The organism is Microbulbifer zhoushanensis (assembly GCF_021729055.1).
GTDB lineage: Bacteria > Pseudomonadota > Gammaproteobacteria > Pseudomonadales > Cellvibrionaceae > Microbulbifer > Microbulbifer zhoushanensis.
In genome coordinates, this window is record NZ_JAJSAO010000002.1 from 37,116 (window position 1) to 54,040 (window position 16,925).

The 16,925-nt window shown below is 62.8% G+C and carries 15 protein-coding genes; 7 read left to right on the forward strand and 8 right to left on the reverse strand.

Annotation, left to right across the window (positions count from 1 at the left end):
- The first annotated feature begins 150 nt into the window (after positions 1-150).
- The gene (gene ahcY, locus LVD10_RS03690; protein WP_232939849.1) at positions 151-1,536 is read left to right on the forward strand and encodes an adenosylhomocysteinase; all 1,386 of its coding nucleotides are present in this window, start codon (positions 151-153) and stop codon (positions 1,534-1,536) included.
- A gap of 126 nt (positions 1,537-1,662) precedes the next feature.
- Positions 1,663-2,502 carry a methylenetetrahydrofolate reductase [NAD(P)H] gene (gene metF / locus LVD10_RS03695; RefSeq protein ID WP_237061911.1) on the forward strand — a complete coding sequence of 280 codons (840 nt, stop codon included), beginning with the start codon at positions 1,663-1,665 and terminating at the stop codon, positions 2,500-2,502.
- Positions 2,503-2,540: 38 nt separating this feature from the next.
- Here metF and LVD10_RS03700 read toward each other — a convergent pair whose 3' ends face one another.
- A complete protein-coding gene (locus LVD10_RS03700) occupies positions 2,541-3,164 on the reverse strand; it encodes an OmpA family protein (protein ID WP_232939853.1) in 624 nt (207 codons plus the stop codon).
- A gap of 214 nt (positions 3,165-3,378) precedes the next feature.
- Between LVD10_RS03700 and LVD10_RS03705 the strand changes: the two genes are divergently transcribed.
- Entirely contained in the window at positions 3,379-4,152 is a 774-nt protein-coding gene (locus LVD10_RS03705; RefSeq protein WP_237061912.1) for a hypothetical protein, read from the forward strand.
- Between the two features lie 17 nt (positions 4,153-4,169).
- Here LVD10_RS03705 and LVD10_RS03710 read toward each other — a convergent pair whose 3' ends face one another.
- The 5 genes from LVD10_RS03710 to LVD10_RS03730 form a co-directional block, all read right to left on the reverse strand.
- Positions 4,170-4,817 (reverse strand): HAD family hydrolase, encoded by a 648-nt coding sequence (locus tag LVD10_RS03710; protein ID WP_232939857.1) that lies wholly within the window; start codon positions 4,815-4,817, stop codon positions 4,170-4,172.
- 19 nt (positions 4,818-4,836) lie between these two features.
- Entirely contained in the window at positions 4,837-5,202 is a 366-nt protein-coding gene (locus LVD10_RS03715; RefSeq protein ID WP_232939858.1) for a hypothetical protein, read from the reverse strand.
- Between the two features lie 81 nt (positions 5,203-5,283).
- The gene (locus LVD10_RS03720) at positions 5,284-6,024 is read right to left on the reverse strand and encodes a 16S rRNA (uracil(1498)-N(3))-methyltransferase (protein WP_232939859.1); all 741 of its coding nucleotides are present in this window, start codon (positions 6,022-6,024) and stop codon (positions 5,284-5,286) included.
- A gap of 78 nt (positions 6,025-6,102) precedes the next feature.
- Positions 6,103-9,240 (reverse strand): efflux RND transporter permease subunit, encoded by a 3,138-nt coding sequence (locus LVD10_RS03725; protein ID WP_232939860.1) that lies wholly within the window; start codon positions 9,238-9,240, stop codon positions 6,103-6,105.
- 2 nt (positions 9,241-9,242) lie between these two features.
- Positions 9,243-10,436, reverse strand: a complete 1,194-nt coding sequence (locus LVD10_RS03730; RefSeq protein ID WP_233006700.1) for an efflux RND transporter periplasmic adaptor subunit — start codon at positions 10,434-10,436, stop codon at positions 9,243-9,245.
- 319 nt (positions 10,437-10,755) lie between these two features.
- Here LVD10_RS03730 and LVD10_RS03735 point away from each other — a divergent pair, with 319 nt between their 5' ends.
- Both LVD10_RS03735 and LVD10_RS03740 read left to right on the forward strand, forming a co-directional pair.
- Positions 10,756-13,104, forward strand: coding sequence for a Tex family protein (locus LVD10_RS03735; RefSeq protein ID WP_233006701.1), 2,349 nt, complete (start codon positions 10,756-10,758; stop codon positions 13,102-13,104).
- 115 nt (positions 13,105-13,219) lie between these two features.
- Positions 13,220-14,131, forward strand: coding sequence for a sugar phosphate isomerase/epimerase family protein (locus LVD10_RS03740; protein ID WP_237061913.1), 912 nt, complete (start codon positions 13,220-13,222; stop codon positions 14,129-14,131).
- A gap of 95 nt (positions 14,132-14,226) precedes the next feature.
- Here LVD10_RS03740 and LVD10_RS03745 read toward each other — a convergent pair whose 3' ends face one another.
- A complete protein-coding gene (locus LVD10_RS03745; protein ID WP_237061918.1) occupies positions 14,227-14,925 on the reverse strand; it encodes a DUF4386 family protein in 699 nt (232 codons plus the stop codon).
- A gap of 85 nt (positions 14,926-15,010) precedes the next feature.
- Entirely contained in the window at positions 15,011-15,391 is a 381-nt protein-coding gene (locus LVD10_RS03750; protein WP_232939863.1) for a VOC family protein, read from the reverse strand.
- A 292-nt stretch (positions 15,392-15,683) separates the two neighbouring features.
- On the opposite strand from LVD10_RS03750, the gene LVD10_RS03755 reads away from it, so the two are divergent.
- Positions 15,684-16,334 carry a hypothetical protein gene (locus tag LVD10_RS03755; protein WP_232939864.1) on the forward strand — a complete coding sequence of 217 codons (651 nt, stop codon included), beginning with the start codon at positions 15,684-15,686 and terminating at the stop codon, positions 16,332-16,334.
- A gap of 8 nt (positions 16,335-16,342) precedes the next feature.
- The gene (locus LVD10_RS03760) at positions 16,343-16,915 is read left to right on the forward strand and encodes a hypothetical protein (RefSeq protein ID WP_237061919.1); all 573 of its coding nucleotides are present in this window, start codon (positions 16,343-16,345) and stop codon (positions 16,913-16,915) included.
- Positions 16,916-16,925 lie beyond the last annotated feature (10 nt).

The window sequence follows — 16,925 nt, forward strand, 5'->3', positions numbered from 1 at the left end:
ATTCATCCGTGAATAATCTGGCTGTCGCCCGCTAAATTCTGGCGCAGAGATGCGACTCTGCTTGAATTCAGCGGGCTCGCGCCGGCCTGGGCCGGCGGCGGCACATCCCTGTGCCGCAAAAAATTCACGAACAAACTTTTAGGATGGGCAATGAACCAGATGAGCACTGAATTCAAGGATTTCAAAGTCGCCGATATTACCCTGGCGGACTGGGGCCGCCGCGAGATTGAAATCGCCGAGGGCGAGATGCCGGCCCTGATTGCACTGCGCGAGAAGTATCGCGCAGAGCAGCCGCTGGCCGGTGCGCGCATCATGGGCTGTATCCACATGACCATCCAGACCGCAGTGCTGATTGAAACCCTGGTGGCGCTGGGTGCCGAAGTACGCTGGTCTTCATGCAACATTTTCTCCACCCAGGACCACGCCGCCGCGGCCATCGCTGCCAGCGGTATCCCGGTATTTGCCTGGAAGGGCGAGACCGAGGAAGAGTACGAGTGGTGCCTGGAACGCACCGTGGGTGACGACGTGGCCGGCTGGCAGCCGAACCTGATCCTCGACGACGGCGGCGACCTGACCGAGCTGCTGCATCGCAAGTACCCGCAGATCCTCGATAACTGCCACGGTATCAGCGAGGAAACCACCACTGGTGTGCACCGCCTGCAGGACATGCTGCGCGAGGGCACCCTGAAAGTGCCGGCGATCAACGTCAATGACGCCGTCACCAAGAGCAAGAACGACAACAAGTACGGCTGTCGCCACAGCCTGAACGATGCCATCAAGCGCGGTACCGACCACCTGCTGTCCGGCAAGAAAGCCCTGGTGATCGGCTACGGTGACGTGGGCAAGGGCTCCGCCGCCTCCCTGCGCCAGGAAGGCATGATCGTGAAGATCTCCGAGGTGGACCCCATCTGTGCCATGCAGGCCTGCATGGACGGCTTCGAACTGGTTTCCCCTTATAAGGACGGCATCAACACCGGTACCGACGAGGGTATCAACAAGGAGTTGCTGGCCAACACCGACCTGCTGGTGACCACCACCGGCAATACCAACGTGTGCGATGCGCATATGCTGAAAGCGCTGAAGAGTGGCGCTGTGGTGTGCAACATCGGCCACTTCGACAACGAGATCGATACCGCCTACATGCGCAAGCACTGGGAATGGCAGGAAGTGAAGCCGCAGGTACACAAGATCGTGCGCAATGCGGCAGACAACGATCACCTGCTGCTGCTGTCCGAGGGCCGCCTGGTGAACCTGGGCAACGCCACCGGCCACCCCAGCCGCATCATGGACGGCTCTTTCGCCAACCAGGTACTGGCACAGATTCACCTGTACCAGGAGAAGTTTGCCGACCTGCCGGCGGACCAGAAAGTTTCCGCGCTGTACGTGAAAGTGCTGCCGAAGAAACTGGACGAGGAAGTCGCCCGCTACATGGTCGAGGGCTTCGGCGGTGTGATCACCCGCATGACCGAGGACCAGGCCAAGTATATCGGCGTTGCCGTGGAAGGCCCGTTCAAGCCAGAAAGCTACAAGTATTAATTGAACCGAGACTGGACGCCGGCGCGAGCCGGCGTGACGATGCTGGTTGCAAGATCGTCATTCCGCCCTGCCGCACTCCGGCACCGGGCGGGGTCCAGCCCCTCGGGGACTGGAAAAGACAGTATCATGACCGACACCCCCAGAATCAGCTTTGAGTTTTTCCCGCCCAAGACGCCCGAGGGCCGGGAGAAGCTGTACAAGACCCGCGAGACCCTGCAGGAGTTTGACCCGGCGTTCTTCTCCGTCACCTACGGCGCCGGCGGTACCACCCGCGAAACCACTGTGGATATCGTCACCGGCCTGCGTCGCGACGGTATCTCCATCGCGCCGCACCTGTCTTTCGGCGGTGATAACGAGGAGACCGTGCTGGGACTCCTGAACGCCTACCGGGAAGCGGGCGTGGATCGCATCGTGGCACTGCGTGGCGATATGCCTTCCGGCATGGGCGCTGTGGCGCAGCTGGTGTACGCCAACGAATTGGTGGCCTTTATCCGCCGCCATACCGGCGACCGGTTCCACCTGGAAGTTGCCGCTTACCCTGAGATTCACCCGGAAGCGGGCTCTTACGACGACGACATTCGTTACCTGAAGGGCAAGTTCGAGGCCGGCGCCAACAGCGCGCTGACCCAGTACTTCTACAACCCGGATGCCTACTTCTATTTTCTCGACCAGTGCGAGAAAGCCGGCATCGATGCGCCCATCTACCCGGGCATCATGCCGATTACCAACTTCACCAACCTGGCGCGGTTCTCTCGCAACTGCGGTGCGGAAATCCCCCGCTGGTTGCGCCACCGCATGGAGAGCTTCAATAATCCGGAAGATATCCGCAAGCTGGGGCTGGAAGTGGTCACCGACCTGTGCGATACCCTGCTGCAAGGCGGCGCCCCGGGCCTGCACTTCTATACCATGAACCAGGTGGACCCCACCGCAGAGATCCTGCGCTCGCTGGAGATCGGCACCGCCTGAACCGGTGCCCGGCCTGCCCGCTCATCGACTGCCTGCAGTCATTGATCGGCGGGCCGGTTGCCTGTTTCCGGTGACTCCTGCTGTTCTTCATGCTGCAGTTGCACTGACACCGGTTGCGAATCGAAATTCACCACGCGTATCACCAGTCGCCGGTTCTTCTTCTGCCCCGCCGGAGTACTGTTGTCAGCGATCGGAACCGTATCCCCGAAACCCTCTGCTGCCACCCGTTCGGCATCGATGCCGCGCTCGAGCAGGAACTGGCGCACCCAGTCTGCCCGCACCTGGGACAGCCTGCGATTCTTCTCCGGGTCGCCCTCGTTGTCGGTATGCCCCTCAATCACGATACGCATGGCCGGGTAATCGCGCATGATGACCAGCAGCGCCTCGACATCACCGATGCTATCCATACGCGGGGCAAAGCCGCCGGGCTCAAAACGCACGCCCAGGATAAATTCGTTCCCGTCCTCACGGGGCTTGCCACGCAGGTAGCGCACCATGGCATCCCCAAACGGGTTCGCCTTGCGTGCCAGCTGCTCCGCTGCGCCCTCCTTTACATTGGGCAGCGGCTCCAGCGCATACTTTTTGTTGGGATCGTCATAACAGGCGGGCAGGGACACCGTGACCAGCAGGCCAGATACCAAGGCACAGAAAAATCGCGTCATCAGGAAAGCTCCCCGACTGGCTGGCGTCATTTTCATTGTAGTACACGCTGGGCCGCAGAGGCTGGGCCGCATAGGCTGGGCCGCACAGGATGCGCCGCAGAGGCTGGCTGGCGCACCGCAGCCACAAGCAGTGACGCCCCGGATGTGGCCACGTACCAGTGTCTCGTGGCGCACCCTAGGATACCCGCAGGCCCTGCAGCCACGGGAGGCCACCATGTCCGTTTGTCCCGCCAAGCGCCTGTACAGCTGGATGCTACTGGTGCCCCTACTGCTGTTGGCCGGAGTCTTTACTTTCCTCGCCTCCCACGCCAATACCCCGCAACTGCTTACCGTGGCCCCCGACACCGCCCTGGTGGATGCCCAGCGGGGCCTGAGGGTATCGCTGACCTGGCGCGTGGCCAGTGCCGGCGGTGCCCGCTCATCGCACGGCGAGTTTGTCGACCTGGACCGCAACCGGGTGCTGCAGAAAGTGGAGCGCCCACTCGCATTCGGCGCCGACATGGCGCGACTGAACGAGGAGGTACGGCTGGCACCAGGGCAGCTGCGGGCCTGGTATGGTGAGGGGGTGCGCAGGCTTGGCTACCGTCGCAGCTTTGCCGGCCCGGCCGGCAGCCTGTCGAACTTCCTGCTGATCGACCTGCCCGCCAGCGGACGGCTGGTGGCACTGGACGCGCAGCCGGCCCGGCAGACACTGAGTGGCGACTCGCGGGAAATGATGGTGCGCTGGCAGCTGCACGGGGATATCGGCGGCGTGCGGGCCGAATCGGAAAGCGGTTACTTTATGGTGGGCGACCGGGTCGTCTATGCCACCGGTGAGCCACTTTTCAGCGATGGCGGCGATACGGCAACCGAACGGGTGCCGGTGCCGCGCTGGCTGGTGGAGGACCTGCTGGATGGCGGCATAGAGCGTATCCGCTATCAACGCACCTTTATTGACAGCCGGAACGGCCGTCGCAGTGCAGCGGTGATCGTCGACCTGGCCCGCTGAGACAATGTAGCCGGTGGTCAGAGGTAGTCCATTACCGCCATCAGGTCGCTGACCACCCGCGCGCCCTCGCGCTCCAGCTGTGGTGCGCGCACCGGGTGGCGGCTGTAGCCCACGACCGGCATGCCCGCGGCCACCGCCGCCTTTACCCCGGCGATGGAATCCTCCACCACCAGGCAGCGATGGGGCTCCACCCCCATGGTGTGGGCGGCATGCAGGAACAGGTCGGGCCAGGGTTTGCCGCGCCTGACGTCATCGGCACTGAAAATGCGTCCATTGAAGTACTCGAACAGGCCGGTTTTGTTCAGGGTGAGCTGCATTTTTTCATGGGAGCCGGAGGAGGCCACACAGCTGCGCAGGCTGACCTGCAGCAGGTGATCGAGCAGGTCCTCGATGCCGGCGATCGGCTGCAACTCGTGGTGGAAAGCCTCGCGGATACGCCGTTCAGTATTGCCGAAATAGTGGTCGGGAAGCGGCCCGCCGTAGCGGGTCTCGATTTCCAGCAGGCAGTCTTTTGCCGGGCGCCCGCTGAACTGCTCGTCCAGCTCCTCGGCAGTGGTCTCCATGCCGAGCTTGTTCATTTCCTCGGCCAGGACGCGACAGACAATGGTCTCGCTGTCCACAAGCACGCCGTCGCAGTCAAAGATAACCAGTTCAGTGGCAAACATCTGTGGCAGTCACCTGATCTCAACTCGCGGAAAGTAACAGCAGGCCCAGCAGCACGCCTATGGCCCCACTGACCCGCAGGAACGTCTCGTTGCCCTGGGCAATCTTTATAGCCAGCGCCTTGCTGCGTTCAAAGCCGATATGGAGCATATAGGCACCGGCCAGTACCAGCAGCACACCGAGTGCGTTGAACAGGACGTTCCAGGCCCGGGTATCGGCGATCAGCAGCAGGATGAGCCCCACGACAAGGCGGCCCCAGGCGGAAATTGCATAGCCGGTCTCATTGAGGCGCTCGCTCATGCTGCGCGCCAGTGAGGGCTTGGCGATGATTGCGATGGACAGCACCAGGATGGTGAGGCCCAGCAACCACAGAATCAGTTTAACCATCACATCCTCTCCCTGTCTGGATGAAACTGTCGAACCCGAAGATTAACCCGCGCAGCGCTTAATGGAAAACCCGGCGCGGTTTCAGAGATCCCCCCACTGGTACTGCAGCACAGACAATGCGGCGACTGGTGCAGTCTCTGTACGCAATACCCGCGGGCCGAGCCGCAATGGCAGGAAATCCTGCGCCAGAGCCGCATCGATCTCCGCCGCGGACAGGCCGCCTTCCGGACCCACCAGCAACAGGGCCGAGCCGGGCCGGCCGTGCTCGGACTCCAGGTCCCGCAGGTGTTTCTCAGTACGGTGGTGGAGCACCAGTTTCAGGTCGCTGTCAGCGCCGGCGTCGCCCAGGTAGCCGGAGAATTTCTGTGGTGTCGACACTTCCGGCACCCGGTTGCGCGCGCACTGCTCGCAGGCGCTGATTGCCACCTGCTGCCAGTGGGCCAGCTTCTTTTCCAGTCGCTCGCCTTTCAGCTTTACTTCACAGCGCTCGGTAAACAGCGGCTGGATCCGGGCCACCCCCAGCTCCGTGGCTTTTTGCACAACCCAGTCGAAGCGGTCGCCGCGGGAAATACCGATGGCCAAGGTCAGTGCCAGCGGTGACTGGCGATCGCCCTCGACCCAGTCCAGCAGCCGCACGCGGGCGCGCTTGCCGGCCTCTGCGAGTTCGGCACTGTACTCGCCCCCATGGCCATCAAACAGAACCAGGGGGCGGCCCGCCTGCAGGCGCAGCACCTTGACCAGGTGGCGGCTGGCGCCCTCGTCCAGCTCGATTTCGGTCCGCCCGGCCAGGGGCTCATGGGAATAAATACGCGGCACGCGCATCGACAATCATTCCTCGACAGGGAAAGGGAAATACGAAAACGCCGACCCGGGGTCGGCGTTTTCTGTCAGGCTGGTAGTTTAGGCCTTTTCGAGGCTCACCGACAATTCCGGGTCGGAGCCGCGCCGGCTGTGCAGCCGGGCGCGGATGATCTCGATCACCTTGTACAGGTTCGGCACCAGGAGCAATGTCACCGCAGTGGCGAACAGAACACCGAACGCCAGGCTGACCACCATCGGGATCAGGAACTGGGCCTGGATCGAGCGCTCGAACATGATCGGCACCAGCCCCACAAAGGTGGTGATGGAGGTCAGGATAATCGGGCGGAAGCGGTCCCGGCCCGCCTGGACCACCGCCTCCATCACTGCCACACCCTCAGCGCGCAGCTGGTTGATACGATCCATGAGTACCAGGTTATCGTTGACCACCACACCTGCGGCGGCCAGGAAGCCCAGCATCGACATGATGCTGATCTCGTAGCCCAGCAACAGGTGACCGACAATCGCGCCAAAAAACCCGAACGGCACCGCAGTCATGATCAGCAGCGGCTGTGAGTAGGAGCGGAAGGCGATCGCCAGCAACGCATAGATCGCAAACAGCGACAACGCAAAGAACGCGATAATAGCGGTGCTGAACTCCTCCTCTTCCTGCATTTCACCAGCCGTCTTCAGGGCAAAGCCCGGGAACTGTTTCTCCCACTGCGGCACATGCTCCTCGCGCAGCTGTTTCAGGATTTCCTGCGCCGAGGCGCTACCCGGCGTCAGCTCCGCAGTAACCCGGGCTGTGCGCTCACGATCGCTGCGGCGGATGGTGGTGTACCCCGGCACATAGACTGCATCGGCCACCGCGCTGAACGGCACCTCGCCCTCGTTGGTGCGGATACGGATGCGGTCAATCTGCTCTTCACTGGCACGCTCCTCCTGCGGGTAGCGCACCATCACGCGCACATCCTCGCGGCCGCGGGGGATACGCTGTACCTCCTCACCGTAGAAACCCTGGCGCACCTGCTTGGCCACGCCGGCCAGGTCGATGCCCATGTTGGTGGCGTGGGGCTTCAGCTGGATCTCGATATCCTGCCGCGCACTGACCAGGTTGTCGCGCACATCGTAAACCCCGGCGTAATTGTCCAGCGCGTCCTTGACCGCATCGGCAGCCATGCGCAATTCGTCCATATCGCCGGACGCAGTGCTCAGGTTTAGCGACATACCGGCGCCGCCATCATTAATGGTGTGCTGTATGCGCATTTCCTCGACGCTGGCCGGCAGCTCACCCACGAATTCCCGCCAGCGCAGGGCCAGCTCCTCGGAGGTAACGTCGCGTTGCTCGCCATCGGTCAGCTGCAGCAGCACGGTGACGTTACCGCGCCACAGGAACACCATTGTGTTCTCGACAAACGGTACGCCGCCGTTTTTCTCCAGCAGTTCCGGATCGGCCGCCAGCCTGTCGCCGGCAGCCTCGAACTTCTCCATCACCCGCTTGGTTTCCTCGAAGGACTCACCGGGGGCCATGGTGGTGCGCAGCTCCAGCATGTCGGACGGCACCTTGGGCGAGAACGCCGAACCGACGTAGCCCCCCTTGAATACCGCGAAAGACAGGAACAGCGCCATGAGGAAGATCATCACCGTGGCGCGGCTGTTGGAGAGGGATTTTTCCAGCAGCGGCAGGTAATAACGGTCACCGGCCTGTTTCATGGCACCGGCGAACCTGGCCCGAAGGTTCTGCAGCTTCAATCCCAGCCCGGAGGTGGCCTGTTTTTCCGGCTTCATGTTCACCAGGTGCGCCGGCAGGATCAGCAGCGACTCGACCAGCGAGAAAGCCAGGCACAGCAGCACCACCACCGGCAGCGCATACATCATCTGCGAGGTGTTGCCGGGCAGGAACAGCATGGGTATGAAGAACACCATGGTGGAAACCACGGCGAAGATCACCGGCGTCGAGACCTGTTTCACCCCCGCTTCGGCGGCCTGCAGGCCCGTGAGCCCGCGGTCGTGGGCGGCATGCACCGCCTCCCCGACGATGATGGCATCGTCAACGACAATACCGAGAATCAGCAGGAAGGCGAACAGCGACAGCATGTTCAGCGTGACGCCAGTGGTGGGCAACAGCCAGAAGGCACCCATAAACGCGGTGGCGATACCGATGGTCACCCAGACGGCCAGCGCCGGGCGCAGGAACAGCATCAGCAGCACAAACACCAGCACCAGGCCGCCCAGGGCGTTGCCGGCCAGCAGCTCCATACGGCCCTCGTAGGCCTTGGAGAAGTCGAACCAGATCTCGAACTCCATTCCCGGGGGCAGCTGTTCACGGGCCTCGGCCATGAACTGCTTGATATGGTCGGCAGTGGCCACCACATCCAGCGGCTCGCCCTGCAACACCCGCAGGTTCATCGCCGGCTTGCCGTTGAAGCGGATCACCGAACCCTCTTCCTCGAAGCCGTCATCAATACTGGCCACGTCACCCAGCAGCAGCCGGGTGCCGTCGGCGCGGCTTACCAGCGGGATACTGGCAAAGTCGTCAGCAGTGTAAGCCTGGCCACGGGTCTGCACCTGGATATCGCCCCGGTCGGAGCGCACCATGCCCGCCGGCAGGTCGATGGAGGAGCGGCGCACGGCGCCGGCCACATCGTCGAAGGTCAGGTTGTAGCGGCGCAGGTCCACTTCCGACACCTCGATGGAGACTTCGTCGGCGCGATCACCCCACACGTCCACCCGGCGCACGCCGGGCAGCAGGATCAGCTCATCGCGCAGCTTCAGCGCGGTGTCCTTGAGCTCGTGCGGGCCCACCGGACCGCCGATGGCGATCATCATCATCTGCGGCGCCCATTCCTCCAGCTGGATCACCGGCCGCTCGATGCTCTCGGGGAAGGTGTTGATGGAGTCCACCTGCACCTTGATATCGTTCAGCAGGCGCAGCTCGTCATAACCATCTGTCGCCTCGATACGGACCGAGCTGTGGCTGCGCCGGGAGAAGGAATTCACCTCCTTGATGCCCTTCACCTCGGAGATGGCCTGCTCGACCCGCAGGGTAACCTGCTGCTCCACTTCCCGGGGACCGGCCCCCGGATAGCTGATTTCCACCCGCACAACACCCGGGTTGATGGCCGGGAACACCTCGCGACCGATATGTGAAATACCGAACAGGCCGCCGATGACAATCATGATCATCAGCAGGTTGGCGGCCCTGCTGTTACGGACGAACCATCCGATGATGCCCTGCATGATCAGCCCTCTCTTTCCAGCTTGGTGTCGGCGGCAACAGTCGCCCGCGCCTCATCGACACCCACCTCGGCCCCATCGCTCTCCGACGGGCTGTCGTCGCCGACCTGCAAGCCGGCGGGCTTCTCGTTCAGCGGGTTGGGGGTAAGCACCATGCCCTCGCGGGAATAACCCAGGCTGGAGACCACCACGCGGTCGCCGCGGGTGATATCACCGCGCACCCAGACTTCCTCCTCGACCGTCTGCAGCAGTTCCACATCCCGGAAGCGCAGCTTGTTCTCCGCATCCAGTACCAGCAGGTGATCACCCTCGTGCAGTGCCTGGCGCGGCAGGATCGCGATATCGTCCAGGGTCTTGCCGGCGATATGCGCCTCCACGAACAGGCCGTTGATCAGCGGCACCTCGCCCTCGTAGGGCTTGTGGACCTGGGCCACGGCATAGACGAAACGGCTGTTGGGATCGATATTCGCCTCGGTACGCACGATCTCGCCGCGCCACTCGCGCTCCTGGCCGGCCACCCGTGCACGCATCCGCACGGCCGGGCCGTTATCGATGGCCTGGCCCAGCGGCAGGTTGAGGAGGGAGAGCTGCTGGTCGGTGAGCGGCAGCCGCACCTCGGCGATGGAGGTACTGTGCACCCGCGCCAGCCTGGTGCCCGGGGTCACGTACTGCCCCAGGTCGACAAAGGTTTCCACCACCCGGCCGGCGAACGGCGCCTGCAGGCGGGTACGCGCCAGGTCGAGCCTGGCCTGGTCGCGATCCGCGCGGGCCGCGGCTACTTCGGCCTTGGCGGCATCCAGCTGGGGCTTGCGCAGGAACAGTGCATTGGCTTCTGCGGTGCCCAGGTCGCGCCATTCGCGCTTGGCCTGCTTGGAGCGACCCTGTTCCTGTGCCAGTACCGATTTGGCATTGGCCAGCTTGGCCTCGGTGCGGGTCAGCTGGTGCCGGTAGTCGGCGGGCTCGATCTGCAGCAGCTTTTCACCCTTGCTAAAGAAGCCACCGGCGACGAAAGCCTCGCTGACGCTCTCGATGGTGCCGCCGACCCGCGCCACCACCTCGATCTCGTGGCGGGCACGTACGGAGCCCTGGCTGGGCACCAGCAGGGTGTGGCGGGCGGGGTCGACATAAACGATGTCCGCTACCGGGGGCACGGCCTTCTCGGCAACTTTTTCCTCCGGCTTGGGCTGCAACAGCCACACCAAGCCTATGGCCACGACTCCAACGGCAATAACGGCCGCAAAAATTTTGTTCTTTTCGGAAATTCTCACAAAGACCCTCGACCGGAATGCAAGTAAAATTTGATCAAAATTTGACTAGTTGCGCATTCTACTGGAGTTCCGCAAGGAAAGAAGCCTTTTTGAATGCAGACCATCGCAACATCCAGTGGGCCTGCCGCAAACCTTCCGCAGCGGGCGCCGCTCGCGCATAATGCTCGTCCCAAATAGCCAGCCGATACCGCCTGTAACGGGCCCGTCGGCGCTGAGAAGTACACCCCGCGGAATGGATGTAGAAAATAAGATGCTGGATATCAACGCGCGAATTGCCGAAGAACTCAACGTCAATACGCGGCAGGTGGCTGCCGCCGTGGCCCTGCTGGACGAGGGTGCCACGGTGCCCTTTATCGCCCGCTACCGGAAAGAGGTCACCGGCGAACTGGATGACAGCCAGCTGCGTACGCTGGAGGAAAGACTGCGCTACCTGCGCGAGCTGGAAGACCGCCGCGCCGCGATCCTCAAGAGCATCGACGAACAGGACAAACTTACGCCGGAACTGGCACAACAGATCAATGCCGCCGATACCAAGAACCGGCTGGAAGACCTCTACCTGCCCTACAAGCCCAAGCGCCGCACCAAGGGCCAGATCGCCATCGAGGCCGGCCTGGAGCCCCTCGCGGACGCCCTGTTCAACGACCCGACCCTGAATCCCGAAGAGCAGGCCCAGCCTTACATCAATACGGATAACGAGGACGCCTCCCTGCACGTCAAGGATATCAAGGCCGCCCTCGACGGTGCCAAGTTCATCCTGATGGAGCGCTTTGCCGAAGACGCGGAGCTGCTGGGCAAGCTGCGCGATTTCCTCAAGCGCGACGGCCAGGTGAAGTCCAAGCTGCTGGACGGCAAGGAACAGGAAGGCGCCAAGTTCCGCGACTACTTCGAGTATGCCGAGGACTGGTCGAAGGTACCCAGCCATCGCGCCCTGGCCATCTTCCGCGGTCGCAACGAGGGCATCCTGGCCATCAACCTGGGGCTCGAGGGCGACGAGGAGCGCGCCCCCAGCCAGGCGCACCCCTGCGAGGTGATGATCGCCCGCCACGTGGGCGTCGAGGACCAGGGCCGCGCGGCAGACAAGTGGCTGGGCGAGGTGGTGCGCTGGACCTGGCGTATCAAGCTGCTGACCAGCCTGGAGACCGACCTGCTGGGCGAACTGCGCGAGAAAGCCGAGGAAGAGGCGATCAAGGTATTCTCCCGCAACCTCAAGGACCTGCTACTGGCGGCCCCGGCGGGCCAGAAGGCCACCATCGGCCTGGACCCGGGCCTGCGCACCGGGGTGAAAGTCGCCGTGGTGGATGCCACCGGCAAGATCCTGGATCACACCGCAATCTTCCCCAACCCGCCGCAGAACCGCACCCGCGAGTCCGCCGCGGTCATCGCCGCCCTGTGTGAGAAATACAATGTAGGCCTGATCGCCATCGGCAACGGCACCGCCAGCCGTGAGACCGACAAGTTCGTGGGCGAGACCATCAAGCAATACAAGCTGTCGGCCCAGAAAGTGATGGTGAACGAGGCAGGCGCCTCGGTGTACTCCGCCTCCGAGTTCGCCGCGCGGGAGTTCCCGGACCTGGACGTAACCATCCGCGGCGCCATCTCCATTGCCCGCCGCCTGCAGGACCCGCTGGCGGAACTGGTGAAGATCGAGCCCAAGTCCATCGGTGTAGGCCAGTACCAGCACGACGTTTCCCAGACCCAGCTGGCCCGCTCCCTCGACGCGGTAGTGGAAGACTGTGTAAACGGCGTTGGCGCCGAGCTGAACTCCGCCTCGGCGCCCCTGCTGGCCCGGGTCTCCGGCCTGAGCGCGTCAATCGCCAACAATATCGTCAGCTACCGCGACCAGAACGGCGCCTTCAGGAACCGCACCCAGCTGAAGGAAGTGCCGCGCCTGGGACCCAAGGCATTCGAACAGGCCGCCGGCTTCCTGCGCATCAATAACGGCGAGGACCCGCTGGACCGCTCCGGCGTGCACCCCGAGTCCTACGTGGTGGTCAAGCGCATTGCCGAGAAGAACGGCCGCGAGATCAACAGCCTGATCGGCGACTCCGGCTTCCTGCGCCGCCTCAACCCGGCGGACTACACCGACGAGAAATTCGGCGTGCCGACGGTCAAGGACATCATTGCCGAGCTGGAAAAGCCCGGCCGCGACCCGCGCCCGGAATTCCGCACCGCCCAGTTCGAAGAGGGTGTCGAGGAAATCAAGGACCTGCGCCCGTCGATGGTGCTCGAGGGTACGGTCACCAACGTCACCAACTTCGGCGCCTTCGTCGATATCGGCGTGCACCAGGATGGCCTGGTGCATATTTCCGCCCTGTCGGAAAAGTTCGTCAAGGATCCGCACGAAGTGGTGAAGGCCGGCGATATCGTCAAGGTGAAGGTGATGGAAGTGGACGTGCCGCGCAAGCGTATCGGCCTGTCCATGCGCCTGTCCGACGAGCCCGGTGAGCAGGGCAGCGGCGGCGTGAAGAAGGGCGACCAGCGCGAGGGCCGCCAGGCGCAGCGGCACAACAACCGCAACCGCCAGCAACAGGGCGGCGGCAACGGCCGCGGCAGCATGGGCGACCTGCTGGCGGCGGCCATGTCCGGCAAGAAGAAGTAATTCTTTTCCGGCCATTCGCGGCCGGCGGCCGCTCCTACAGCACAGACTTTGTAGGAGCGGCCCATGGCCGCGATACCCTTTGCAATTCCACAAAAATAATCCGGGAGCCAACCCGATGCACAATCCATCCCGCCGCCAGTTCCTGAAAACGACCTCCACAGCCTTTACCGCCGCACTGCTGCCCATGGGGTGCAGCCAATCCACTGAATCCTCTCCCTGGTTCCGCATCTCCCTGGCCCAGTGGTCCCTGCACCGCACTTTCCACAGCGGCGACGCCAGCCCGCAAGACTTCCCGCGCATGGCCCGGCAGCTGTTCGATATCGAGGCGGTCGAGTACGTCAACCAGTTCTACGCCGACAGGCTCAGCGACAGCCTGGTCAACAACCTGCAAAAACAGGCCGACAGCGAGGGCGTGCAGAGCCTGCTGGTGATGGTGGATGGCGAGGGCCAGCTGGGGGCGGACTCTGAAGCTGAGCGCCGGCAGACGGCCAGGCGCCACCGGCGCTGGGCGGAGATGGCCCACGCCCTGGGCTGCCATGCGATCCGCGTCAATGCGCAGAGTTCCGGCAGCTATGAAGAGCAGATGAAAAAGGCCGCGGACGGCCTGCGCCTGCTGGCGGAGGACTGCGCGGACCTGGGCCTGAATGTATTGGTGGAGAACCACGGTGGGCTCTCATCGAACGGCCAGTGGCTGGCCGGGGTTATGCGCCGCGCGGATCACCCGCGCGTGGGCACCCTGCCGGATTTCGGCAATTTCGTGATCGACCGCGACAGCGGAGAGCAGTATGACCGCTACCAGGGTGTTGAGGAATTGATGCCCTGGGCGAAAGCCGTCAGTGCCAAGAGTTATGATTTCGATGCGCAGGGCGAAGCAGTGGAGACCGATTTCCAGCGCATGATGCAGATCGTAAAAAGTGCAGGCTACCGGGGCTGGGTCGGCATCGAGTACGAGGGCAACCGGCTGGACGAGGCCGAGGGTATTCGCCAGACCCGGGAGCTGTTAAAAAGAATTCAGCGAGGCGGCTGACGGGCGGCATGCAGACGTTCTCAATGACAGCATACCGCCGGTGTCGCCCATCAGGCCCCGGCCGCTGTTCAAACTGAAACCTCTGGCCCGACCTCCTACCCGGCCGGCGTCGCCCCGGCGCCAGCGCTGACTTGCGGGCGCTGGTCCGGCACATCATTGCGTAGCATGAATATCCCCAGCCAGATAAACCAGGGAATCTGGCCCAGGCCAAACAGGGCCCCGAGCCCACCCAGGCCAGGTATTGCCGTCAGGATCCCGGCGAGCCCCACCAGCAGGCCGATCACGTTCAGCAGACGGGGGAGCGCCCCCTGTTTCAGGGCCGCCCAGCTCAGCAACAGCACCCACAGGCCACCCACGACTTCCACACCACCACCCAGTGCGTCCTGGACCACACCGATGGACTGCCAGATAACCAGTGCCTGCCCCGGCTCAGAGGCATGGAGCCCGGCCACCCGCTCCAGGCCGATATTCGCCACCATACCACTGGCAATCACCAGCCCGGCCCAGATAAAGCCAAACACCGAAGCCGTCGACATCATTGCCTGTGCACGGCGCTTGAGGCGCTCGTGCAACGCATTGACCAGTACCACCAGGAAGCACCCGAACACCACGTAGATAAACAGGTTCCATGCACCCAGCACGGCACTGTGCTCGATATTGAAGGCCAGCCAGTCCGCCGCCACCATCTCCGCGGCATTGTCCGGGGAAAGCAGCGTCAGCATCACGGTGAAACCGACGATATAGGCGAGCGCCTCGACAAGAGCGGCTATGCCGCCCATTTTCTGCAGATTCATATCAACATCCCTGTTACATGATGACCCGATCCCGAGTCACAGGCCGGCCGTCACCCTGGCCACCCTGAATCGTGAAGCGGGGGCTTCAGGCCACGCGATGCATCGCACAGATCTTGTTGCCCGAGGGATCACGCAGGTAGGCCAGGTACAGCTTCATGCCCGAGCCCTCACGCACCCCGGGCGGGTCCTCACAGGCGACGCCACCATTGGCCAGGCCCTGGGCGTGCCAGGCATCCGCCATTTCCGGGCTTTCTGCAGCAAAACCGATGGTGCTGCCATTGCCATGGCTGGCCGGGTCGCCATCGATCGGCCGGGTCAGCGCGAAGATGCCTTTGTCGGAAAAGTAAAAACAACGACCCTTCTCATCGAAAACGCCCGGCTTGTAACCCAGGGTCGCCAGGACCGCATCGTAGAATTTCTTCGACTCTTCCAGGTCGTTCGCACCGACCATTACATGACTGAACATTCGCACTTCCTCAACTGGATTACCAACGGCTGTTCACGCCGCAGTGCGACGCGCGCTGGCTGCCGCAAACAATAGGGCAGTCGCGGCATCGTAGCCCTTCCCGGTCAGCGCGCGCAATCCCCGCAATGACGCACAGGGACGGGCGGAATCTTAGGCGGGGCCAGTAGCGGCTGTTATTGTGCTCAGGTCCCGATACGCATAAGATTCACGATGATGTGGCTGTATAAAAAAGAAACCCCGCCGCACTTCACCTCCCCCGCGGGAATTGCGGCACTGCATAAAAGGAACTTACGTGCCACGTATTGCCCTGACCTTACTCGCCGTCCTGCTGGCAGGAGGCTGTAGCAACACCTCCGAAATCGAGCCGCTCATTCCCACTTATCCCAAAATCACCATCGAGCGTGACAGCGCGCCACCACTGGTGATCGAGAACGACGGCAGCCCCAACAGCCAGAAACTGTTTTTCATGGCCAATGAGGTCATCGCACTGGACGAGGAGATCGAGCAGTGGCGCCAGCGGACCCAGGGTGATCCGGCAGTCCTGCAACTAATGGTAGATACCATCAGCCAGAACCGGGCCGATGCGGCAGCGCAGCTGGAGTCGGCCTGGCAGGCTGCCAATAGCCGATCCTGGGCATCACTTTCGGAACATATCGAATCAGCCGATAAAAACATCCAGTCCGCACGTGGCGCGATAGACAGTGACGTTCCGGATAGCGCCTACTGTCGTACCCAGATTAGTGCGGCCAGCGAGGGCTCATATATGCACTATATGCCGGAGGGTGCATTTCGCGCCGGTGGAGAAGACTGGACCAGCTACACCCCCGGCTCGAAGATCAAGATCGGCAATTACCGCTTTCGTGTTTCCGGCAATGACCAGGTGTTCAATGAAAAGATCACCATTCTGCAGGACCCGTTTATCCACGTGATCCAACCACTTTAGTGGCGGCCATGGATATCAGGTCGTCACTGGAAAACATTGGCTCCCTCTGGGCTGCAGCTGCGGCTGCGGTGGTGGCCGGTCCCCTGGGAGTCTGGGCCGGGGAAATAGATCCACCGGACCCCGCAGGCCTCGCGGTAAAGATGGCCGTTCCCTTCTGCTGCATCTGCCTGTTCCTGGTATGGATCTGGGGCCCGGCCCTGGGCCGGACAGCGCGACGGTTGCTGGCAAGCGCAACACTGTTGCTCGGGTTACCGGCACTGGCTTTCTACCTCCTTACCTATTTCAGTGTCGTCGTCTCCCAGCCGGTCCCCACCCAGGACGGCACACGAAACATCCGCGTCACCATTGGCAATGAGTACCGCCCCGGCGTCGAACCCGGCAACCTGTTGCCGGCCGAGCTATTGATGGATTATGCCTTTGATCCGGGCAAGATCTGGACGCCGGCCTCCATCAGGCATAACCAGGTAAAACTCAATGGCCTGTTTATCCTCAGCTTTGCCCTGCTCTCCACTGCCCTCGGGCTGATCGCTGTCAGGCCGACAACCGGGAAAACACAGGACGGCACAGAAGTACCGGCCTAATCACAAGGAA